At 60.3% G+C, this 22,730-nt stretch carries 22 protein-coding genes; 4 read left to right on the forward strand and 18 right to left on the reverse strand.

Annotated features, from left to right (window positions below; all coding sequences use genetic code 11):
* The 18 genes from J7G73_RS00975 to J7G73_RS01060 all read right to left on the reverse strand — a co-directional run.
* Positions 1–706 (reverse strand): hypothetical protein (locus J7G73_RS00975; RefSeq protein ID WP_291244882.1); only part of this gene is annotated, 706 nt, incomplete at its 3' end.
* Entirely contained in the window at positions 703–2,106 is a 1,404-nt protein-coding gene (locus tag J7G73_RS00980) for a HAMP domain-containing sensor histidine kinase (protein WP_291244883.1), read from the reverse strand. The genes J7G73_RS00980 and J7G73_RS00975, both read right to left, overlap by 4 nt.
* Positions 2,103–2,762, reverse strand: a complete 660-nt coding sequence (locus J7G73_RS00985) for a response regulator transcription factor (RefSeq protein WP_291244884.1) — start codon at positions 2,760–2,762, stop codon at positions 2,103–2,105. Before J7G73_RS00985 ends, J7G73_RS00980 begins: the two co-directional genes overlap by 4 nt.
* A 179-nt stretch (positions 2,763–2,941) precedes the next feature.
* Positions 2,942–3,187 (reverse strand): hypothetical protein, encoded by a 246-nt coding sequence (locus J7G73_RS00990; RefSeq protein WP_291244885.1) that lies wholly within the window; start codon positions 3,185–3,187, stop codon positions 2,942–2,944.
* Positions 3,188–3,216: 29 nt separating this feature from the next.
* Positions 3,217–3,450: a hypothetical protein gene (locus J7G73_RS00995; protein WP_087180799.1), complete on the reverse strand. Its 234-nt coding sequence runs from the start codon at positions 3,448–3,450 to the stop codon at positions 3,217–3,219.
* Complete coding sequence (locus J7G73_RS01000) at positions 3,447–3,968, reverse strand: hypothetical protein (protein WP_291244886.1); 522 nt, start codon at positions 3,966–3,968, stop codon at positions 3,447–3,449. The genes J7G73_RS00995 and J7G73_RS01000 overlap by 4 nt, the downstream gene beginning before the upstream one ends.
* Positions 3,969–4,083: 115 nt before the next feature.
* Complete coding sequence (gene deoC, locus J7G73_RS01005; RefSeq protein WP_291244887.1) at positions 4,084–4,749, reverse strand: deoxyribose-phosphate aldolase; 666 nt, start codon at positions 4,747–4,749, stop codon at positions 4,084–4,086.
* Complete coding sequence (locus tag J7G73_RS01010; protein WP_158097475.1) at positions 4,749–4,889, reverse strand: hypothetical protein; 141 nt, start codon at positions 4,887–4,889, stop codon at positions 4,749–4,751. The genes deoC and J7G73_RS01010 overlap by 1 nt, the downstream gene beginning before the upstream one ends.
* A gap of 194 nt (positions 4,890–5,083) precedes the next feature.
* Positions 5,084–7,009 (reverse strand): bifunctional 4-hydroxy-3-methylbut-2-enyl diphosphate reductase/30S ribosomal protein S1, encoded by a 1,926-nt coding sequence (locus J7G73_RS01015; protein WP_291244888.1) that lies wholly within the window; start codon positions 7,007–7,009, stop codon positions 5,084–5,086.
* A gap of 39 nt (positions 7,010–7,048) precedes the next feature.
* Positions 7,049–7,666: a 1-acyl-sn-glycerol-3-phosphate acyltransferase gene (locus J7G73_RS01020; RefSeq protein ID WP_291244889.1), complete on the reverse strand. Its 618-nt coding sequence runs from the start codon at positions 7,664–7,666 to the stop codon at positions 7,049–7,051.
* A 42-nt stretch (positions 7,667–7,708) separates the two neighbouring features.
* The gene (gene cmk, locus J7G73_RS01025) at positions 7,709–8,371 is read right to left on the reverse strand and encodes a (d)CMP kinase (RefSeq protein ID WP_291244890.1); all 663 of its coding nucleotides are present in this window, start codon (positions 8,369–8,371) and stop codon (positions 7,709–7,711) included.
* 54 nt (positions 8,372–8,425) lie between these two features.
* Entirely contained in the window at positions 8,426–9,640 is a 1,215-nt protein-coding gene (locus tag J7G73_RS01030) for an NAD(P)/FAD-dependent oxidoreductase (RefSeq protein WP_291244891.1), read from the reverse strand.
* A complete protein-coding gene (locus J7G73_RS01035; RefSeq protein ID WP_291244892.1) occupies positions 9,625–11,331 on the reverse strand; it encodes a hypothetical protein in 1,707 nt (568 codons plus the stop codon). The genes J7G73_RS01030 and J7G73_RS01035 overlap by 16 nt, the downstream gene beginning before the upstream one ends.
* Before the next feature lie 34 nt (positions 11,332–11,365).
* The gene (locus tag J7G73_RS01040) at positions 11,366–12,289 is read right to left on the reverse strand and encodes a glycosyltransferase (RefSeq protein ID WP_291244893.1); all 924 of its coding nucleotides are present in this window, start codon (positions 12,287–12,289) and stop codon (positions 11,366–11,368) included.
* The gene (locus tag J7G73_RS01045; protein ID WP_291244894.1) at positions 12,270–13,406 is read right to left on the reverse strand and encodes an FAD-dependent oxidoreductase; all 1,137 of its coding nucleotides are present in this window, start codon (positions 13,404–13,406) and stop codon (positions 12,270–12,272) included. The genes J7G73_RS01040 and J7G73_RS01045 overlap by 20 nt, the downstream gene beginning before the upstream one ends.
* A 15-nt stretch (positions 13,407–13,421) precedes the next feature.
* The gene (locus tag J7G73_RS01050) at positions 13,422–14,219 is read right to left on the reverse strand and encodes a glycosyltransferase family 2 protein (protein WP_087292184.1); all 798 of its coding nucleotides are present in this window, start codon (positions 14,217–14,219) and stop codon (positions 13,422–13,424) included.
* On the reverse strand, positions 14,216–15,001 hold the full coding sequence (locus J7G73_RS01055; protein ID WP_291244895.1) for a sugar phosphate isomerase/epimerase: 786 nt from the start codon (positions 14,999–15,001) through the stop codon (positions 14,216–14,218). Before J7G73_RS01055 ends, J7G73_RS01050 begins: the two co-directional genes overlap by 4 nt.
* On the reverse strand, positions 14,998–15,921 hold the full coding sequence (locus J7G73_RS01060) for a sugar nucleotide-binding protein (RefSeq protein WP_291244896.1): 924 nt from the start codon (positions 15,919–15,921) through the stop codon (positions 14,998–15,000). Before J7G73_RS01060 ends, J7G73_RS01055 begins: the two co-directional genes overlap by 4 nt.
* A 248-nt stretch (positions 15,922–16,169) precedes the next feature.
* Here J7G73_RS01060 and J7G73_RS01065 point away from each other — a divergent pair, with 248 nt between their 5' ends.
* From J7G73_RS01065 to licT, 4 genes are all read left to right on the forward strand, one after another.
* A complete protein-coding gene (locus J7G73_RS01065) occupies positions 16,170–16,871 on the forward strand; it encodes a response regulator transcription factor (protein WP_291244897.1) in 702 nt (233 codons plus the stop codon).
* Positions 16,846–19,068 (forward strand): HAMP domain-containing sensor histidine kinase, encoded by a 2,223-nt coding sequence (locus J7G73_RS01070; RefSeq protein WP_291244898.1) that lies wholly within the window; start codon positions 16,846–16,848, stop codon positions 19,066–19,068. The genes J7G73_RS01065 and J7G73_RS01070 overlap by 26 nt, the downstream gene beginning before the upstream one ends.
* 188 nt (positions 19,069–19,256) lie before the next feature.
* The gene (locus J7G73_RS01075; protein WP_291244899.1) at positions 19,257–21,545 is read left to right on the forward strand and encodes an EAL domain-containing protein; all 2,289 of its coding nucleotides are present in this window, start codon (positions 19,257–19,259) and stop codon (positions 21,543–21,545) included.
* Positions 21,546–21,843: 298 nt separating this feature from the next.
* Entirely contained in the window at positions 21,844–22,728 is an 885-nt protein-coding gene (licT, locus tag J7G73_RS01080) for a BglG family transcription antiterminator LicT (protein ID WP_087292165.1), read from the forward strand.
* The last annotated feature ends 2 nt before the right edge of the window (positions 22,729–22,730 follow it).

Below are 22,730 nucleotides of genomic sequence, written 5' to 3' on the forward strand. Positions count from 1 at the left end.
CCAGTGTGCCGTCCACATAATTTGCGTACAGATACAGCTTCGCCCCCGTCGAATACCGGGCTCGCAGCACGGCGGTGCTTTGCTCATCCAAGGCAAGCTGCGCGGTCACATCCAGCGCCTGCCAGTCCTCCAGCGCATCCAGTCCGGTGACTGCCAGATATTCGTCCATCAGATGCTCCAGGTCCTGCCCGGTGTATTCCAGCGGGGTTCGCATCCGCATGCGTACCAGCTGCCCTTCGGCGCTCAGCTCCCAGTGCAGAGAGAACCAGTGTTCCCCGTCCCATGTGGTGCTCAGGTTCCATGCGGAAAAACCCACGTTATCCGAAGCGGAACGCCAGGGAGGGGGTGCATTTGCTATTTGTCGTTCCAGCTCCGCCTGCTCCTCTTCGCCCCAGAAATCCATCTGGCCCAAAAAGTCATACAGCCGGTAAGGTGCGTCGCCCAGAGTTTCCTCGTCCGTCAGCCGCAAAATCGACCCCGCGTAGGTTTTGATTCCCAGCAGCTGGTCCCGGTCGTAAAGCTGGCGGGCAAAGTCGATGCTTCGGGCCTCGGCACTTTGCCCGTCGGCCGCCAGCTGGCGGGGCATGACCTGGGTATACAGCACCTCGTCGCTTCGCTCCATCAGGGGCAGCGGAGCGGCCAGCACCAAGGCCAGAAAAGCGAAAACTGCCAGAAAGGCCGCTGCTGTGAAAAGCTTTTGTTTCATACCGTCCCCTCCTGCAGGTTCAATTCCACCACCGTGCCCTGCCCCAGCTTACTGGTAAAGTGCAGCTCGCTGCCGTGCAGCCGGGCGATGCGGGCGCAGAGGGCCAAACCCATGCCGCTGCCGTTCTGGGCCCGGGCGCGGGATTTGTCCACCATGTAAAAGGGCTCGGTGATGTGGGGCAGGTCCGCCTCCGGGATGCCCCGGCCCCGATCCGCTACCCGCAGCACGATGCCATTTTCGGTGCGGCCCGCGGTGATGTGCACCCGGCCATCTTTCGGCTGGGCCCGGGCCGCGTTCACCACCAGATTGCGCACCAGGTCCGCCAGCAGGTCCCGGTCCGCCAGCACCGTGAGCGCCGGGTCACATCGGATCTCCAGCATGGGGGCAAGCTCCGGCAGGCTGGCGGCCATATCCCGCAGCACCAGTGCAAGCCGCACCGGCTCCAGCGTAAGCTCCTCCTGCTCCACAAGCCCCATCAGCTGCAACAGCTTACCGCTCAGGGTCTCCAGCCGCAGGGCCTCCCGGTGGATGTACTGCACCGCCTGCCGCTGGTCCTCCGGGTCCATCTCACCGCTGCGCAGCAGGTCGGAATAGCCCAGGATACTGGTCATGGGGGTCTTCAGCTCATGGGTAAAGGCGGACACAAACTGCTTTTGCCGCTGGATGGTGTCCTCCATCTGGTCCACCTTGTCCCGCACGGTGGCGGTCATGGCGTCAAAGCTGCGGCTGAGCGCGCCCACCTCGTCCCGGCTTTTGGTGGCGGTGGACAGAGTATAGTCCCCCGCCGCCACCGCACGGCTGGCCTTTTCCAGCTTTTTCAGCGGGCGGATCATCCAGCTCACCGCCAGAGCCGCCGCCGCGCCCGCCAAAGCCAGCGCCGCCAGCTCCAGCCGGAACAGCTCTTGGAATTTGTCTTCCCGGGCCTGGAACACGCCCGTCACATCGTAGGCGCTCACCAGCCAGTATTCCTCACCGGCCACCTGTACTCCGCTGGCCATCAGCATATAGCTGCTCTCGCCCGCTTTTTGCAGCAGCAATGCCTCTTCTCCCGCCTCGATGGCCCGGAGCACCTCCTGCTCCTCCAGCGCGCCGGGCAGGCTGGAATACAGCGACTCCTCGTTCTGATACACCGCGAAGCCGTCTTCCTCCTGCCCCACATACCGACCCAGGCTTTCGCCGTAATCCACCACGGCCTGCCGGCTCAGCATTCCGTCACTGACCTTGACCAGCAGGCCGTTCTGCAGCGAGTAGGTATCCCGCCGGTGGGCCAGAATATTCCGGGTGCGGGCCTGGTCGAAATTCCTCTCAAAATCTGTTTTGAGCAGCCAGCCGCCGCCTGCCGCCAGTAAAATGCCCAGCAGCAGCAGGATGGTCAGAACCAGTTTCGGCGCAAGTTTCATGGCGTTTCCTCCAATCGGTAGCCTATCCGGGGAATGGTACGGATCATGTGCTGCCAGCCCAGCTTTTTGCGCAGCCGGTGGATGTGAATGTCCAGAGTCCGGGTGTCCAGCTCGGCATCCCGCCCCCAGACTCGCTCGTACAGGGTGTCTCGATAAAGCGCAATGTTCTTGTTGTGCAGCAGCACCAGCAGCAGCTGGTACTCGGTGGGGGTGAGGGCCACCTCCTGCCCGGCCTTTTTTACCTGACGGGTGGCTACATCCACCGTCACATCCCCGGCTTTCAGCAGCGCCTGCCCCCGGCCGGAAAGCCGCAGCACGTTCTCCACCCGGGCCAGCAGCTCCTCCGGGGCAAAGGGCTTCACGATGTAGTCGCAGGCGCCCAGATGCAGCCCCTTCACCCGGTCGGCCACGGCGGCCTTTGCACTGATGAAGATCACCGGGATGCCGGTAGGCCGGATGAAGTCGATCAGCTCGTAGCCGTCCGCCCCGGGGAGCATGATGTCCAGCAGTACCAGATCATACTCGTTTTGCTCCAGCAGCTCGGCGGCCCTCAGTCCGTCGAAAGCCATCTGGCAGGAATAGCCCATCCGGGCCAGCGTCATGGCGATCAGCTGCGCGATGGCCACCTCGTCGTCCACGATCAGAATCGGCTTCATGCTTCATGCCCCCTGTTTTCCGTTTCCACCCTGATGATAGCAGCGCTATCTTTCGGAGTTGTTACAAAATGTTCTGCTTTTCTCCATGATAACAAACGGCACAACGAAAAAACAGGCCCCGGACCCTTTCCTCGGGTCCGGGACCTGTTTTCTCAGTTTTGCAGCGCTGCGTGCCGGTGTTATTGTTCGTGGGACTTCCTGTCATTCAGGGCCTTCTGCACTGCGTCCAACTTTTGCAGCAACGCCAGCGTGCAGCCCACCACCAGGCCCGCCAGCAGCGCCAGACCGGTCATGATAGGGGCAAAATAGGAATTCACAAAGACATCGCCCCCGATCAGACACAGCTGACCCAGCCCGCCCAGAAAATAGCTGTTGCCAAAGAAAAATACCACAAAGGTCAAAATTCCCGCCAATGCAGGCTTCATATCCGTTCCGTCCTTTCCTCTTTTGGGGATTATTCTTTCCGGAATGCTTCAATCACACTGAGCGCGAATCCGGCCAGTGTCACAGCAATACAGACCCCCAACGGAAGCTGTAGACGCATTCCCAGGAGGCAGCCGTACCAGCCGGTAATTCCGTTGTAGCTCCAGGGATTCATAGGGCTCAGTACCATGGCGCCGATCAGCAAAATCCCGCCCAAAAACCCCATACACATGAGGACCAACCCCAAAACCATTTTTCTGCTCATGCGTTCCCCTCCTTCTTGTTTGCCGTTTCCAGGCATTCCATCACCGCGCTGCGCCATTCCTCCTGATTGGGTACGCTGCAGCGCCAGGTCTCGTCCACATAGGAAATTTCCAGCGTTCCGTAAAAGTCATTTATCTCTACCAGCACCCCGCTGCCCTGAGTGCCGTCCGGCAGTTGGGTGTCGCCAAATTCCAGAAGCAGCAGCCATTTGAAGTCCTCCGGCTGCAGCGCATGGCTTTTGCCGCCCAGTGGAAACAGGCTGAGCAGGCTGCGCCGGAAGGAGGCTGTTTCCAGCAGCTCGGTCACCTGCGCAAAGGCCGCGTCGTCCTTTTGCAGGGTAAGCGGGATTTCCTCCCCTGTATTCCCGCGCCGAAAGCTGGCCCGGACTGCCCGGCACTCCTCCAGCCGGATGCCCGGGCAGAGCTGCTCCAGGGTCATGGGCCTGGTGTAGCCCAACACAAAGCAGAGCCCCGCCAGCACCGCAAAAGCCGCCAGCGCACAGCCGATTTTTTTGCCCATACCGCCACCCCGTTTCCCTATTTGCTTTGAGTATAGCATCTCACGGGGGCAGTTTTCAACCAAAAGCGGGCCGCCGGTGGAAAACCCCGGCGGCTCGCTCAAAATTTCAATTGAATTAGTATCCGCTGGACTCCAGGCCCTGCAGAATCTTCACTGCGCGGCTGGTGCCCAGACGATCAGCCCCCAGCTCCAGGAACTTCTCGATGTCCTCGATGGTGGAGATGCCGCCCGCAGCCTTGATCTTGCAGCGGCCGCGGCAGCAGCGGGCAAACAGCTCGATGTCCTCAAAGGTGGCGCCGCCGGTGGAGAAGCCGGTGCTGGTCTTGATGAAGTCCGCGCCAGCCTCGCACACGATGTCGCACATCTTTTCCTTCTCGGCGTCGGTGAGCAGGCAGGTCTCGATGATGACCTTCAGCACCTTGTCGCCGATGGCCTTCTTGATGGCGGCGATCTCGCCGCGCACAAAGTCATACTCGCCGTTCTTCAGGCGGCCGATGTTGATGACCATGTCCACTTCCTCGGCGCCGTTCTCAATGGCGGTCTTGGCCTCGAACACCTTGGTGGCAGTGTCGGTTGCGCCCAGAGGGAAGCCCACCACGGTGCACACAGGGATCGCGCCCTTCATGTATTCGCAGGCCTGCTTCACATAGCCGGGATTGATGCAGATGGAGGCGGTGTGGTTTTCCATAGCCTCGTCGCAGATCTTCTGAATGTCGGGCCAGGTGGCGTCGGCCTTCAGCAGAGTATGGTCAACCTTTGCCAGAATCTCTTTTTTATCCATTACTTAATTTTTCCTCCCAATTTGCACTGCTTGCACTGACGGGCCTTGTACATGCCCACCGCGCTGAACACAATCGCCGTTACGGACAGGATCACGCCCACGATCCCAAGGATCAGGCCGGTCAAACGAAACGCTTTCATAAATTCAACGATCTCCTTTCCCTGAGGTGCCGGGCAAAAAGCAGCCTGCCGGTGGTGGCAGCGCCGTCCGCCCTGCTCTGGAATAGTTCCAGTATAGCATGTTTTCGCCCTGATTCCTAGTGATTTGCACGCAAATACATGTGGCAAACAAAAAAGCCGCCCGGCAGTTGCCGGGCGGCTTTTGAGCCATTCAATTATTCGGCGTCGCTGGCCTCGTCGTCCAGCAGAGCCTTCATGGACAGGCTGATGCGCTTCTTGTCGAAGTCCACATCCAGCAGCTTCACGTTGACCTCATCGCCAACCTTCAGCACGTCGCCAACCTTCTCCACGCGCTCGTTGCTGATCTCGGAGATGTGAACCAGACCGTCCACACCGGGCAGAATGCGAACGAAAGCACCGAACTTGGTGATGCTCACAACGGGAGCGGTGAACTCGCTGCCGATGGGATACTCGTTCTTCAGCTTCTCCCAGGGGTTGTCCTCGGCCTTCTTGTAGCCCAGGGAAACCTTGTGGTTCTCGGGGTCCAGAGCCTTCACATACACCTCGATGGTGTCGCCCACAGAAACAACCTCGCTGGGGTGCTTGATGCGGTTCCAGCTCAGCTCGCTGATGTGGCACAGGCCGTCCACGCCGCCGATGTCTACGAAAGCACCGTAAGCGGTCAGGCTCTTCACAACGCCGGTGTAGGTCTTGCCAACCTCAACGTCAGCCCAGAAGGCCTCACGCTTGGCAGCGTTCTCCTCGGCGGTGACCTTGTTGATGGAACCAACGATCTTGCGGCCGGCGCACTCGGTGATGATCAGCTTCACGTTCTGCTTTACCAGAGCGTTGATGTCCTCGTCACGGCGCATGGTAGCCTGGCTGCGGGGTACGAATACCTTCACGCCCTTCACCAGAACGATCACGCCGCCCTTGTTGGTCTCGGTGACAACGCCTTCCATGACGGTGCCTTCCTCAGCGGCCTTGGCCACCTCTTCCAGACCCTTGCGGGCTTCCAGCTTCTTGCGGGACAGGTAGGCAACGCCTTCCTGATCGTTAACTTTTTCAACGACGAGGTCCAGCTTGTCCCCAACCTTGACCAGATCCTCCGCACGGGCTGCGGGGTCGTCGGTAAGCTCACTCAGTTTCACAAAACCGGTGTGTTTGGTGCCGATATCAACCTGCACCTCGTTGGGCGTAATGCTGGTAACAGTGCCCTCCACTACCTTACCTGCGAAAACAGGCTTGAGATTAGCCTCGCTTTCTGCGAACATCTCGGCAAAGCTCATCTCTTCACGGATTTCTTCACTCATACTGTTAAGTACCTCCTCAATTATAGACGATGGCGTGGAAGCCCCGGCTGTAACGGCCACTGTGCCCACACCCTCAAACCATTCCGGCAGAAGCTCCTTTGCGGTCTCCACCGTAACGGCCTTTGTGTGTTTTTCAGCGACTTTTACAAGCTTTTGGGTATTGGAAGAATGATGACCTCCAATGACGACCATCAGGTCGCATTTTCGGCTGAGGTCTTCCGCCTCCTGTTGCCTCGTCCACGTCGCATTACATATTGTATCAAAAATCTCGGCGTTTGTATAGTCTTTTTTTATAAAGTTTGTACATTCTAACCATTTTGTTACCTGAAATGTGGTTTGTGCCACCACGATTATACCATTTTGCCCATTTTTCGGGCCCTGCCAGGCCTTTAATTCATCCAAATCGGCGAACACAAACACCTCGCCTTTGGTGTGGCCAACGATGCCCTGCACCTCCGGATGGGCCTTGTCGCCCGCCACCAGCAGGGTTTTGCCCTCGTCGCTGGCGCGCTTGGCAATGCGATGAATCTTGGCCACAAAGGGGCAGGTGGCGTCGTGCAGCACCAGGCCCTTTTCGGCAATGGCGGCGTACACATCCGCGCCCACGCCGTGGCTGCGGATGACCACCTCGTATCCGTCGGGCACATCCTCCAGCCCGGCGGCGGTGACCACACCCTTGGACTCCAGGTCCGCCACGCACTGGGGGTTGTGGATCAGCGGGCCCAGGGTGGCCACCTTATGGCCCTCCTCGGCCAGCTGATAGGTCAGCTTCACTGCCCGGTCCACGCCAAAGCAGAACCCGGCGGTCTTGGCTTTCAAAATCTTCATGGGTGCTTCTCCCTTTATTCTGCCCCGCCTATGCGGGTCTTATTCATACTTATTCTGCTGATACAGCTCTTCCCAGGCGTCAGCCAGCATGGCCTTGCACTCCCGCAGCTTTGCGGCGGACTTGTGCTCGCCCATGTCCAGCGCGGCGGCGGGGATGGGCTTGCCGAAGCAGACCTTCACCCCGCTGAACAGCTTCATATGGCCGTGCCGGTAGATGATACGGCAGGGGATCATATCCACCCCGGCGGCACTGGCCACCACAAAGGCGCCGCTCTTGATCTTGCCGGGCTCGCCGGTCTTGGAACGGGTGCCCTCCGGGAAGATCAGAAGGCCCTGACCCTTCTTCACCTTATCAATGGCCACTTCCACCGCGCCGGTGTCGCCCTTGCCCCGCTCCACGCCGAACACGCCCACATTGCGGAACATCCAGCTCAGCACCGGATTCACCTCGAACAGTTCCTCCTTGGCCATGATCAGCATCCGTTTGCCCCAGAACCGGGCGATGACCACGAACACCGGGTCGATGGCGGAGATATGATTGGGGGCCAGTACAAAGCCCTTGCCGTCCCGGGGCAGGTTCTCCTTGCCCACCACTCGGATGCGGAAGACCAGATGCCAGATCAGCCAGGCGCCGGTCACCATAATCGCATAAAACATTCTCGCTAGTTTCCTTTCTCGATTGGCTTGAAATTGGAACGATCAGACCCGGCTCAGGATCAGCTTCTTCATGGCCTGGAAGCTCTGTTCCAGATCCAGCTCGCTGGTATCCAGCAGAACGGCGTCCTCGGCCTGACGCAGCGGCGCGGTGGCCCGGTGACTGTCCTGATAATCCCGGCGGCGGATGTCCTCCAGCACGGTCTGGTAATCCGTGTCCACGCCCTTCTCCTGCAGCTCCTTGAAGCGCCGGTCAGCCCGGGCCTCTGCACTGGCGGTGAGGAAGATCTTCACGGTGGCGTTGGGCAGAATCACGGTTCCGATGTCCCGCCCGTCCATCAGAATATCGTGGGTGCGGGCCATGCCCCGCTGCAGCTCCAGCAGGAAGGCGCGCACCGGCGGATGAGCCGACACCGCACTGGTGGCCATGCCCACGTTCTCGGCCCGGATGGCCTCGCTCACATCCTCGCCGCACAGCAGCACCCGCTGGGCGCCGTTTACATAGCGCAGCTCAATCTGAATCCGGGGCAGAAGAGCCGTGACCGCGGCCTCGTCCCTGGGGTCCACGCCCTGGCGCAGGGCGTACAGGCCGATGGAACGATACATGGCGCCGGTATCCACATACAGATAGCCCAGCTCCTTGGCAAGGCGTTTTGCAAGGGTCGATTTTCCCGCCCCGGAGGGGCCGTCGATGGCAACAGAGATCATGTTTTCCTTACTTCCTTCTATTATATTCTATGCAAAGCGGCCCCGCCGCCTGTATCACAAATTCGCAGCGAAGGCCTGGGCGGTGCACCAGGCGATCTGCAGATTGTAGCCGCCGGTGTAGGCATCCACGTCCAGCACCTCGCCGGCAAAATAGAGCCCCGGGCAAAGCTTGGACTCCATGGTTTTCGGGTCCACCTGCTTCACGTCCACGCCGCCGGCGGTGATCACCGCGTGGGCCAGGTCACCCCGCTTGCTGATGGGCACCTCCCAGTGCTTGACCAGCCGCACCAGCTCCCGCTTCTGCTCCTTGGTGATCTGGTTGGCCCGGGTGGCCGGGTCCACGCCCCAGCGTTTGACCATCACCGGCTGCATGCTGGCGGGCAGCAGCTTCACCAGCGCGCCCTGGGCGCTCTTGTTGGCCAGCAGGGCGAAGTCATTGGTGACCCGTTTATACAGCTGCTCCTCGTCCAGAGCGGGCTTCAGGTCGATGACCGCCTTCCAAGCATGCTTCTGCATGTCCTTGATGTAGCTGGAGGCCATCAGGGTCAGCGGACCGGAGATGCCGAAGTGGGTAAACAGCATCTCGCCCATTTCGGTGAACACGGCCTTTTTGTCCCGGTAAAGGGTGAGGGTCACATTTTTCAGCGAAAGGCCCATCATAGCCCGGCAGTCCTCGTCCGGCGAGACCAGGCTGCACAGACTGGGCACGGTGGGCACGATCTTGTGGCCCGCCTGCTTGGCCAGCTGGTAACCGTCGCCGGTGGAGCCGGTCACCGGGTAGCTCACGCCGCCGGTGGCCACCAGCACCGCGTCCGCAGTCAGCTGTCGGCCGCTTTCGGTCACCACGCCCACGGCCCGGCCCTCCTCGATCATCAGCTTTTCGGCCCCGTCATACAAAATCTTTGCCCCGTCCGCGTAGCGCAGAAGGGCCTGGCGGATGTCCTCCGCCCGGTCGCTCACCGGGAAGACCCGGCGGCCCCGCTCGGTTTTCAAAGGAACGCCCAGCTCCTCGAACAGCTCCATGGTCTTGGCCGGGGGAAAAGCGTAGAGCGAGGAATACAGAAAGCGCGGATTGGTGCGCACGTTCTGCAAAAAGGTGTTCTCGTCACAGTTGTTGGTCACATTGCACCGGCCCTTGCCGGTAATGAGCAGCTTCTGGCCGGGCTTTTCGGTGTGCTCCAGCACAGTAACCGAATGGCCCAGCCGCACGGCCGCGCCCGCAGCCATCAGACCGGCCGCGCCCGCGCCCACGATCAGGATGTTTGCCACTGATTTTTCCTCCAAAGGGTCAGGATACCGGCCCCGCTGTAAAGCAGCAGCAGCGGATGCACGGTGGAAAGGTACATGGTGGAGGTGCCAATGTTGAAGGAGGCCACCTCCACAAACGCGATCATAAAGCAGCGCAGCAGCGCCATTCCAAGCAGGCCCAGCAGCAGCACCCACAACAGGGCCTGCCCGGGCTGAATGGCTTTTTGCTTGCGCAGCCGCAAGAGAGCAAAGCCCTGTTTTGCCTGCAGCAGGACCACCGCCACAAACAGGATGGGCACTCCGATCTCATAAATCAGCCGGATACCCTCCATGCCGGTGTACACCAGCTTTTGCAGCGGGCTGTAATAGGGCAGGTCGCTGCCCGCCTGGGCCGCGCTGTTCACCTGCTGGCCCAGATAGGCCTCGTAAACCGCCTCATCCTCGGGCAAAATCAGGCTGCGCTGGTCCGGGTAATAGGCAGAGCAGTCCATAAAGGCGAGGGCATGAAACAAGCTGTTGATTCCCTCGCTGAGCACACCCGGCACGTACTCCAGCCGGATGGGCGGGGTGGTGCTGCTGCGCTCAGGGCCATTCGCTTCCAGCTGGCCGGAATCGCACAGGGCGTTGATGGCATCCGCCACCTGCTGCCAGTATTCCTCCGCCTTCTGAGGGCTGTCGTACACGCCCTCGTTCCAGGCAGCCTTGCGCAGCGCCCAGTAGAAGCTGCCGGACTGGTAATCGTCCAACTCCGGGTTGCGGAAGCTGTTCTGCAGGTCCTCGTCCTCCTCCAGCCAGTATTCCAGGGGCTGGAGCTGGGGCACCGCGTCGTACAGCTTCATGCGCACATCGGTGGGCACGCTGCACAGCGGCTTCCACTTCTCGGCTTTTACCCGGCTCATGGCACCCACCGCCGCGGCAAAGCTGCCGGAGGAGAAATCACTCACCGCGAACAGACCGTAGTAGGCGTAGTTCACCGCACTGTAAATGAGAATTGCCGCCGCCAGCAGACCGTAGGGTACTGCCAGCAGGGCGCAGCGGCCCAGCCTTTTGGGCAAAGCGCCCTTGTCCCGCAGGGCGGTGAGGATCAGAATCAGGGTACCCGCCGCCGCAAAAGGCAGCAGCCAAATGCCGTCCTCCCGGGTGAGCCAGGCAAGGCCCAGGCCCACGCCGGACAGCACCAGCCAGCCGATGCCCTGCTTTACCGGCTTGCGGCAGCGCAGCGCATAGCCGCACAGCCCGGCAAAGAACAGCATGCACAGACCGGGGAAAATATTGTCCCGGTAGACACGCAGGGTGAAGGAGGCGGTGGCCGCCGGGCTGAAGGCCAGCAGCGCAAACACAGCAAACCGGCTTTTCCACCGGCGCAGCACCGGCGCAAAGGCAAAGGCGCAGGCCAGAGCCGCCCCGCAGGTGAGCAGCTGGCCCGCCGCCAGGTAAGGCAGGTGCAGCAGATTGCACACAGCCAGCCACACCGCGAAGAACATGTGCTTGGAAAGGGTGAGCCAGTTGTAGGCTCCCAGCCACTGCCCGGCGGTGATGCTCTGGGCTGCCCCGAACATGAGCTCATCGTCCAGCGGAGCTCCGCCCACCCAGACATAAACCGTCTGGAAGCGGGTCATCACCAGCTTGACGAGCACCACCAGTACCACCAGCACCCAGAAAGTGCGGCGGCTCATATCCTGTTGCAGCGCACTGCGCAGCCGTTTGTTCATGGCGTTTCTCCCTTTGTTTCTATAGATGGATCGGTTATTTCTGGATCTTCTCGATGCCCTCGATCAGATAGGCCTGCTTGCGGAATACCAGATCCACCAGCAGGCTCAGGTACTTCACCGCGATGGTCAGGATGACGAACATCCCGGCCAGGCCGCCGCTAAGCACCAGCATGGTGGTGGTCCAGCCGGTGACCGGCTCGCCCACCAGCCACACCACCACAGTGTAGACCAGGGCGATCAGAGTCAGCAGGGCCATCAGGCAGGAGATGCCGAAGCTGATCTTGTAGCCCGCGTTGGTATAAAGGGCCAGACTGTCGATGGCCTTGTCCAGCCGGGCCTCCTGCTGGCCGCGGATGCTGCCCTCAAAATGCAGAGTCTTGCAGGCCAGACCGCTGGCCGCGTAGGCCGCCTTGCGGTAGGGAAGGTTCTCGCTGATGGCCTTCACCCGGTTGATGGCTCGGCGGCTCACCAGCCGGAAGGCATCGCTCTCCAGCTTGTAAATGCTGTTGCTGAAGGCATTGAACAGGGTGTAAAAGGCCTTGCTGGCCGTCTTCTGGCGGCTGGGGCTCACGGTCACCACATCAAAGCCGGTGAGGGCCGTTTCGTAGGCCTGCCAGATCATTTCCGCGGGATAGGGGGTATCCAGGCTGTCGAACTCGAATACAAAGTCGCCGATGGCCGCGTCCAGTCCGGCGTTCATGGCCTGCTCCACCCCCTGGTGCAGGCTCATGTTCAGAATGGTCAGAGGCTTTTCCATTCTCCCGGCTGCGAATTTCTTCAGCCGGGCCACGGTATCGTCGGTGCAGCCGTCGTTCACGGCTACGATCTCGTAGTAGTCAAAATGCTCCTCCAGCCGGGCCAACAGCCGGTCGAAGAAGGGTTCCACCTGCCCGGCGCAGTCGTGCAGATAGACCACCGCCGAGACAAAATTCTTTTCCTTATTCGTGATCTGCGCCATATTGCAGCACCTCATCCAAATCGTAAACGGTATTGATCTTGCCGGACAGCACGCTCACAAAGGCCGGGTCCGAGGCATACTGCCGGATCACCGTGGGGCGGGAGTCATCGATCTCGCTGGCCTTCAGAATGGGCTTCATGCTGAACAGGCTTCCGGCATACTGGAAGCCGTATTCCGGCTTCAGATACTTGCGGGCCAGCTGGCTCATCATGGGCCAGGCGCTGGCGGGCTTTGCCGGGCACTCGTTGCAGTTGCAAAGGTCTCCCGGGCGGCATTTCCCCTCGCTGCGGCTCTGGCACTCGAAGGTGGCCACGCTGTCGTAGCTGGTCACATGGGGAGTAAATGTCACGCTGGTCAGGCTGTGGTAGCCGGTCTGCCCAAAGGGCATGATGGAGAAAAACGGCCCGTCCATCACGGTGATGCCGGTGTTTTTCAGCTTGTCATCCACAGTGCAGAGGATGATCTCACACAGCTCGTATTTGATTTTAAAGGGCTCATAGCCCAGCATGGCGTGCAGCTCGTTCACCCCGGCATAGGTAGCGTTCAAAAGGAACGGCGCTTCGGCGGTGATGTCCCCCGCCGTCACCCTCCAGGCACTGCCCACCCGTTCCACCGACTCCGGCTTATGGCTGTATGCAATGGTCACATTCGGCAGCTTTGCCAGCTCCTTCAGGAAGTACTCCTTGAGCACCTGGGCGTCGTAGGTGTATTCGGTGGTCAAAAACGCGCCATCGCACTGGCCGGGGTTGAAGTATTTGGTGGGGGCCACATCGTCGCAGCGGATGTGCGCCGCCGCGCAGAAGTCCCGGAACTCCTGGGCATTGGTCCAGGAGAAGTGGGCGCTGGTGGCGTAGACCTGATCAAATTCCTTGAGCAGGCAGAAGTCGTAATCCCGGCAGAAGCGCTCAAAGTAATGGGCGCTCTTGATGGCCGTGGAATAGCTGCGGGGGTAGTGGTAGCCCATATGCACCCGCGCCTGGTTGATATAGGTGGCACGCATGAAGGGGCCGGAATCCTTTTCCAGCACCAGCACCCGCTGGCCCGCCGCGCCGCACTTCTGCGCCGCGTACAGACCGTAAAGGCCCGCGCCCACAATGATCTTATCGTAAACCTGCATGTCGCATTCTCCCCTTTAAGGGTTGTATTTTCCCCGCAGTGCGGCGAACAATATTTTCAGCAGATTGGTGTTGCCCTGCAAGCCCTTGATCTTGGTGGGGGTGGGCTCGTTCTTGGGGTAGGCCCGCTCCACCGGCACCTCGCAGGCCTTCAGGCCCAGCTGGGTGGCCCGCACGCTCAGATAGGCCAGCAGCTCATAGCCCACAAACACATCCCGCAGAGGCTTCACCAGCGGGTGGGTCAGGTAGGCCCGGCTGTAGCCCCGGTAGGCATTGGTGGTGTCGGTGAACCAGTGGCGGGCCGCCAGGCTGATTACCGGCGCGTGAATCAGGCGCACCGCCCAGTAACGGCTGAAGGGGGTGTTGACCGCCTTGCCACCGGGGATGAACCGGCTGCCCTGAATCAGGTCATAGCCCTCCTCCAGCTTTTCAATGAAGAGGGGCACACTCTCGATGGAATCCTTGTTGTTGCCATCGATGGTCAAAATGCCCTCGTAGCCCCGTTCCAGCGCATAGTGGATGCCCATGCGCAGCTGGGCCCCCTGCTTGCCGGGACCCTTTTTGGTGAGCAGCGTATTCACGCCCCGGCGCTCCAGGCCCTGAGGCTCCATACTGCCGTCGGTGGAGCCGCCGTCGCACAGGATGATGTCGCACAGGCCGTCCACCGCGCCCTTCTGGGCCCGCTCCAGCTCAGTGAGGATGCGGTTGCCCTCGTTGATGATGGGAATCAGCAGACAGTAGTCGCTGCGCTTTTCCCGGAAGGCTTCCACCGTGTAGTCCGGCACGCCGGGCACATGTTTTACCCATTCGCTCATGCGCCGAACACCTCCGCCACATATTCCAGGCTGCGGCGCACGGTGTCCACGTCCGCGGTCTTCATCTCCAGCGACACATAGCCCTGGTAGTTCAGCGCGCCCAGCAGCAGCGCCAGCTCCCGGTGGAGCGCCCGCTTCTCGATGGGGGCAAGGCCCGGCTCGCTGATGTGCACATGGCTCACATATTTCATATCCGCCGCGAAGTCGTTGGGTCGCTCATCGTTGGCGATCATGGTGCCCACATCCAGCGTAACACCCAGGCCGGGACTGTCCAGCTTTTTGGCCATGGCGAAGGCATCGGCGGTGGTGTTGATGTAATTGGTATTATAAACCGGCGGGTTTGCCTCCAGACCGATGACCACCTGCCGCTGGGCCGCCATCCAGGCGATGCGGCTTAAAAAGTCCTCACCCTGCTGGGGGTCGACCCCTTCCGGCATGTTCCGGTTGCGAGGGCAACCGAACACCAGATTGCGGCAGCGGCAGCTCACCGCGAACTCGATGGCCCGCAGGGTGTATTCCTCCAGCTCCTTCGCCTCTTCCGGGTTGAAGATGTTGCCGGGCTTGCCGAACCAGATGCTCTGCATGCTGGGGATGGCAAAGCCGTATTTCTGGTGCATCACCCCGGCAAACAGGGCCGCACCCGCCGGGCAGTCGTAAGGATTTTCCGGGATCACCCGGGTGGGGGCAATCTCGATGCCCTGGTAGCCCAGGTCCTTCAAAAGCTGCCAGACCTGCTCGTCGTTTTCGGCGACCCAGCCGATGTTGGAAGCCGATAATTTCATTCCGTCCATCCTTTCATAAAGGCGCAGATACTCGCCAGCTCTTCTTCCTCGGTGCAGAGGTAACCATCCCTGCCGCCGAAGGCCTCGGCATGCAGGGTGCGCAGATCGTAGTCGAAGGGCTGCGCCGTCAGATGATTTTCAAAGGTCCCTCCGGTCACCGCCTCATATACCCGGGCGGCGCTCACCGGGGGCGTTGCCAGATGCAGTACCCGCAAATCCAGCTCCAGAGCCTTCTGGATATCCGCCCAGAGACGGCGCAAGTCGTAGAACTGGTAGACCGAACGGCTGTCGGTAAAGGCCAGGGCGTTGAAATCGCTGGCCGCAAACCAGGCCTTCAATGCCGCCGGGTCCTGGGTGCCGTTCAGCTTATAGAAGTTATTGCCCGCGTCGGAGTAAGCGGCCTTCACCAGCTCGCTCTTTTCCGCCAGCTCCTCGTATTTGGCCGGGCGCAGCAGCGCCGGGGTGATGGTGTGCAGGTCGTACAGAAAGTTCTTTTTCAGGCCCAGACCGTACAACGCGGGCAGACGCACGATCAGCGCGTCCGGCCAGTCCTCGCGCACCCAGCGCTCCAGCTGCAGCCGGTTGGCACCGTAGGCGGCAAGACCCTCGGGCTGGGGCTCATCCGCCTCGGTTTTGCCCTTGCTGTCTGCATAAACGCAGATGGAGGAGATCAGCACCAGCTTTTTGGGGGCCAGCTGCCGCAGGTTTTCCCGGGCCGCGCACATCACCGCCATGTCGGCCTGTGGGTCCTGGTTGGCCAGGAACATGGCGGCGGGCACCCCGGCGTAGACCACCAGATCGTTTTCCCTGCCGAAGCCCTCCTGCACATTGCTGGAATGGTAGGCTGCATCAAAGGGATGGCTGGCCATCAGGTTGCCTCCCACAAAGCCGGTGCTGCCCACCAGAACACTGTTTGCCATGCTGCTGCTCCTTTCGCCGCGTTTTCTCATAGTCATACAGGGTACATTATACACAAAAAGCCCCGAAGTTACAAGGTTCGCACCGGTTTGAAGACCTTTTCTCATTGTAAGAAAACCGTAAGAGAAACCACCCTCCGGCTGTAAGAAACCTTTGCTATAATAAGGATGCGCTCAAAGGGGCCTTGGAAAACGCCCCGGTTTTGGCTACAATCAACAAAAGAGCGGTTTTGGCAAGAGGAGGCGGTTATATGGACCAGCAGGCCTGTATCCTGGTGGTGGATGACGATGCCGACATCGTGAACGCGGTGCGGCTTTATCTGGAAAAAGAAGGGTTTTGCGTGTACGGTGCGGCGGACGGCTTTGAAGCGCTGGATGTGCTGGAGCAGCGCACAATACACCTGATTTTAATGGATGTGATGATGCCCCGGATGGACGGCTTTTCCGCCATTCTGCGCATCCGGCAAAAGCGCAACCTGCCCATTCTGGTGATGAGCGCGAAAACCGAGGACAGCGACAAGGTGCTGGGGCTTTCCATCGGGGCGGACGATTACATCTCCAAGCCCTTCAGCCCCACCGAGCTGGTGGCCCGGGTGAAGAGCCATCTGCGCCGGTACCTGACCCTGGGCGGCGCTCAGGCGGGCGGTCCGCTGGTGCGGGTGGGGCGGCTGGAATACGACTTCGAGGCTCATCAGCTCACGGCGGACGGCGAGCCGGTGCGGCTGACGCCCACCGAGACCCGGATCATGGAGCTGTTTTTCCGCAGCCCGGGGCGGGTGTTCTCGGCCGAAGAAATCTACGCCGGCGCCTGGGGCGAGGGCAACGTGTACGCCCCGGAAAACACCGTGATGGTACACATCCGGCGCATCCGGGAAAAAATCGAATTGAATCCGAAGGAACCGGAATATGTAAAGGTGGTGTGGGGTCTTGGTTATAAACTGGAAAAGCATTGAAGAAAAAAAATGGCCGCTGGTGGTTCGCATTCTGGCAGGCTGGATGGCGGCGGTATGCTTTTTTGTCATTTTTTACTGCATTCCGCTGGACGACCGGCTGCTGCAGGTCTTCCTGCAGGGGCCCCGGTCCTATTCCGCGCTGATGCAGCGGCAGATCGAGGCGGTACCGGATTACCAGCGTTTTTTAAGCACCGTGTACTATCACGCCCGTGTGCTGTGTGCCGACGGGCTGGTCACCCCGGGCGGCGAAGCGCTCACGCCTCAGGCGATTTCCCAGCAAAAACTGTTGTCCCGTCAGGCACTGGAGCAGCTGCAGCAGAGCGAAGAATACGCCAGCCGGGACATCCTGCTGTATCTGCGTGCCGAGGGTGAGAAGACCATCTCCTCCTCTCTGCTCGATTCGCCGGACGAGCTGCCTCAGGGCTACGAAATCGCCTTTCAGCTGACCGGCGGCCAAACCGGAGGCAGCAGTCTTTTGCAGAACGTTTACGACCGGATGGTGCTTCTGGATGACGGCACCGCCTTGAGCAGTACCCAGGAGGTACTGCTTGAGGGCATCACCGCCACCCGGGTGGAACCGCAGGACTTTTTGCCCAATGCTGAGATCGTGGTGGCCGTCAAGCAGGTGCCCTCCAGCGACACCGGCACCCTGGGCTTTGCCTACCGCTGGATCAACAATTCCGCTGTACCCACCCTGGCCTGCATTCTGGTGGGGCTGGGCATCTGGGGCCTGCTCTGCCTGGCGGTGTGGCTGGCCCTGTGGAAAACGCGGCGGGCTGCCGCCCAATGGGCAGCCGGGCTGCTGCGCCGGGTCCCTCTGTTGATTAAGCTGCCGGCACTGGGCTTTTTGCTTTTCTCCGGCTACTTACTGCTGGCGATTTTGAGCTGCGCGGCACAAAGCTACCTGTACGGCTACTCGGTCACCTTCTTTGCTTCGCCCTTCGCGGCTGCACTTCTCTTGGTGGTGGATATTCCTCTGATCTGGCTGTTCTGGCTGGAATTTCGTTTCAACCTGCGCCACACCCTGCGCACCAGCCTGACCGCCCGCTTGATCCGCCGCTGCAAGCAGTTCGCCGCCGCCCAGCCCTGGAAGCGCCGGGCGATCCTGAAGCTGCTATTGCCCATCCTGATTGGGCCTCCCTGCCTGATGTTGGCACTGCCTCTGTCCTTCTTCTGCTATTACAGGGTCTTTTATTATGTCTGGGATTTACAGCTGGCTGTTCTTCTGTTCCTTGTCCTCTTCCTGGGCGGCGCCTTCCTCTTTGTAACCGGCCTTATGCGCCTGAATCGCTTTTTGAATCAAGCGAACCAGCTGGCGGATAAGCTGGCCGCCCTGCGCGCCGGGGAGCACACTGCCCCGCTGGCACTGCCCGAAGGCTCTCTCTGCGCGGTGCCAGCGGCAGACCTGAACGCGCTGGAGGAGGGCATCCAGACCCGGGTGGAACAGCAGATGCGCGCCGAGCGGCTCAAGCTGGAGCTGATCACCAACGTGTCCCACGATCTGAAAACGCCCCTGACCAGTATCATCAATTATGCAGGGCTTCTCTGTGAGGAGGAGCTTGCGCAGCCCGCGGCGGACTACGCCAAGATCCTGAAGGTCAAGGCAGACCGGCTGAAGACCATGGTTCGGGACGTGTTTGAGGTGAGCAAGGCTGCCAGCGGCGAGCTGCCTCTGCAGACCCGCACGCTGGATCTTGCCAAGCTGATCCGCCAGACTCTGGCGGACATGGATGAGGCCATTGAAGCCAGCCCCCTCTCCTTCGTGACCCAGCTGCCCGAACAGGCCTGGATCTTCGCGGACGGCGACCGGCTGTACCGGGTGTTCCAGAATCTTTACACCAACGCTCTGGCCTACTCGCTGCCCGGCAGCCGGGTCTACACCCAGATGGAGCGGGGCGAGAGCCGGGTCTCCATCAGCATCAAAAACGTGACCCGGGACCCCATTGCCCCGGAGGATGCCGAGCATCTTCTGGAGCGGTTCGTGCGGGGCGATTCCGCCCGCAGCGGCGAGGGCAGCGGCCTTGGCCTTTCCATCGCCAAAAGCTTTGCCGAGGCCTGCGGCGGTCGGCTTTCGGTACATGCGGTGGCGGATCTGTTCTGCGTACTGGTGGAGTTTCCCCTCTGCCCGCCGCCCGCGGCGGAAGCTGTGCCGGAGCCGCTGCCGGATGTTCCGGCCGAGCCGGAGCGGCATGATTGATTTTTTCTCCCCAGTCTATGACTGGGGAGTTTTTCTTTTTCAATGTCTCATGGCTCAAAATCCGGGCTTTGCTCTTTCCTTCAAGACAAAATTCGTTTATACTGTATAAAAACACAGTTGAAAATTTACAACATTTTCCCGCGTCTGCTGATTCGGGGCCACTGCCAGGAAAGGGGGGAACTTTACCCGTGCCAAAGCACATCCATCGCCAGATCGTCATTGCCTTTTCACTGATTCTGGCGGTCTGCATCGCGCTCACTGTCTCTTTCTATATCTTCTCCCGCAACGGTGCGCAGGTACAGCACGAGGAGGCCGCCCACTCGCTGGAGGCCACAGCAGAAACCGCCCGCAACATCGTAAACTCCCATATCCAGGGCAACCTGCAGACTCTGGTCACCCTCTCCTCGTTCATCGGCTACGATTCTGACGAAGGTCTCCCCCCCCAACAGCTGCTGCACGACCCGGCCTTTCTGGCCCAGCTGGATGTGGTAAACTCCCAGAACGAATTTCTGCGCATGGGCGTGGTGGACACCACCGGCCAGGGCAGCTTTGTTCTGTTGGACGGCAGCTCCCAGCTGGAGCAGGACCTGAGCCAAGATTCCGCCGTGCAGCGGGCACTGGCCGGTGAAGGCAACATCTCCTTCACCTTCTGGGATGATACCCTGGGCTGCTATGTGAACCGGTACGCGGTGCCCATCTACCAGGGCGGCGTGGACGGTCCGGTGATCGGAGTGCTCACCGGCACCAACAACACCGACGCATTGCGGGAGCTGCTCAGCCCCAGCCTGCTGCTCAACGGCCAGGTCCACGCCCATATCGTAAACTCTGAGGGCAAGTTCGTAGTGCGCAACCAGACCTATTTCATCAGCGAAGACGCCCGCAGCATCTTCGATACCCCCGCCTTCAGCGATGAGCTGCAGCAGACCATCCTGAGCGCCTTCGCCGTGAACGAATCCGCCTTTTTCAGCCTGACCAACGAGGGCGCCCTGTATGAGGTGGCGCTGATTCCCATGGACGTCAACGACTGGTACGTCATGTGCGTGGTGCCCCAGCGTATCCTGGTCACCGATCTGAGCCAGTGGTTTAACCTGCAGCGCATCACCTTTTTTGTGATTTTCCTGCTGGTGATCCTGCTTACCCTCTATATCTACCGGATGATGCGCCAGAACAACCGCTCTATGAACAAACTGACTTATTTCGATTCCATCACCGGGGCCTACAACCGGGTTCGCTTTTTGCAGGAGATGCCCGCCAAGCTCACCGCCGACCCCAAAGCCCTGATCGTGCTGGACATCGACAACGCCCCCACCATCAAAGACCTGTACGGACTGGAGCGCTTCAACTCCCTGCTGCGCCACATCAAGGAGGCGCTGGACCAGCAGATGGGCCCCACCGAGCTGTTCTGCATGGGCCGCAACGAGCGTTTCCTTCTGCTGCTGGACTGTGCTGAGCCTGAGCAGGTGCGCCAGCGCATGAGCCGCTTTTTCTCCCAGATCCGCCAGTTCCGGGTATCGGAACACCAGAACTATCAGGCGGTTTGCTCGGCAGGTGTGCGCTTTGTCACCAACACTACCCCGGACCTGGAGCGGGCCATCACCGAAGCGGCCATGACCGCCGAAACCACCTCCGGCTCCCGGCAGGACGAGCTGCTCTTCTTTGACCCGGCCATCTACGAGCCGGTGATCCTGCGCAATCAGATTGAGGAAAGCATGGATTCTGCACTGATAAGCGGCGAGTTCGTGATGAAACTGCAGCCCAAGATCGACCTGGTCACCGGCCGCCCCGGCGGCGCCGAGGCACTGGTGCGCTGGATTCGGCCGGATGGACTTTCCTTCTACCCGGACCAGTTTATCCCGGTGTTCGAGAAAAACGGCTTCTGCGTGGAGCTGGATTTCTACATGGTGGAACAGGCCTGCCGTACCCTGCGCCGCTGGATGGACGAAGGCCGTCCGGTCGTGCCCATCTCAGTGAACCAGTGCCGGCTGATGCTGTATGAGGCAGGCTATGTGCAGCGGCTGTGCGGCATTTTGAACCGCTGGAACATCCCGCCCCGGCTGATCGTGCTGGAGGTCACCGAAAGCCTTGCTCTGGAAAGCATTGACCGGGTGCGCGCGGTGCTGATCGGGCTGCGCAGCCAGGGCTTTGCCATTTCGATGGACGATTTCGGCAGCGGCTACTCCTCGCTGAACACCCTGAAGGATCTGCCCATCGACGAGCTGAAGCTGGATCGGGTATTCCTGGCCGCCCGGGACGAGACCGACGAGGAGAAACGGGACCTGGTGATGAAAAATGTGATCCATCTGGCCCAGGAGCTGCACATCACCACCGTGGTGGAGGGCGTGGAAACCATCGCCCAGGTGGACTTTATCCGCAGCATGCATTGTGACCTGGCCCAGGGCTATTATTTCGACCGTCCCATCAGTGTGGAGGATTTTGAGGCCAAATACCTGCCGATTCCTCTTTCTGATTTGGCATAATCTATAAGTTCAGCGCCACTTTTCCAGCAGAACTTCCAAAGTTTTTTTCGTTCCTGTTTTTTTGTTGACAAGGCTTTCCGGCCTGTGCTATTCTGTGAACAGTTCAAAGTCGATACGGCTTGTGACTGGTAATGCAGGCAAGACCAAACTCCTCTCGGTGCGATTGATCGCCGGGTGTAGTTTGGTCTTTTTTATTTCCCAAAACCGGTCCATTCCAATGCAGCGTGATGTAAGGAAAGGTGATGAAACACATGAAGCACGGCATGCCTGCCGGTGCGGTTTGCGGGGGGATGAGCCCATGACCTCCCCTATGGAACAGCACGGTACCTACAAGATCCTGCGGGTGATTGGCAGCAACTTCGTCTGCTCGCAGGACTCCAGCGGCCAGGAGATCATCCTGCGCGGCCTGGGCATCGGGTTCAAGAAATCCGCCGGGGACCTGCTGCCCGCCGCCCGGGTGGAAAAGGTTTACGCCCTGCGGGACCCCGGCCAATGCGACCGGCTGATGCAATTGATGCAGGACGTGCCCAGCGAATACCTGGACATCAGCACCCACATCATCGAGACCGCCGAGCGGGTGCTGGGGCGGCGGCTCAGCGAAAACGTGTACATCACCCTCACGGACCACATCTCCTTTGCGGTGGAGCGGCTCCGGAACGGGGTGGAATACCCCAATCAGCTGCTCTGGGAGATCAAAAACTTCTACCCCCAGGAGTACGCTTTGGGCCAGCAGGCGCTGGATGTGATCGAGAGCGTTCTGGGTCTGCGGCTGCCGGAGGACGAGGCCGGCTTCATGGCACTTCACATCGTGAACGCTGAGCTGGACGGCCGCATGGCGGACATGGTGCCCATCACCAAGCTGATCCGCGAGGTGGTCAACTACGCCCAGGCCTACTACGGAGTGACCTTTGACGAAAGCTCGGTGGATTACGAGCGGTTCGTGGTGCACCTGAAGTTTTTGGCCCAGCGGCTGTTTCAGGGCCGCTACGCGCCGGACGGTGACACCGGTTTCCAGAATCTGATCGCCCGCCACTACGCGGCCGATTATGAATGTGCCCAGGCCATCGGCCAGCACATCCGGGAAGTGTTCGATCTGAACTTTCCCAGCAGCGAACAGTTCTTTTTGACCGTCCATCTGCACCGGCTGTCGGTGTCGATGGGCCTGAGTACAGAGGAGGAATGAAA

Origin of the sequence: Allofournierella sp. (assembly GCF_017889395.1) — a bacterium.
Classification (GTDB): domain Bacteria; phylum Bacillota; class Clostridia; order Oscillospirales; family Ruminococcaceae; genus Allofournierella.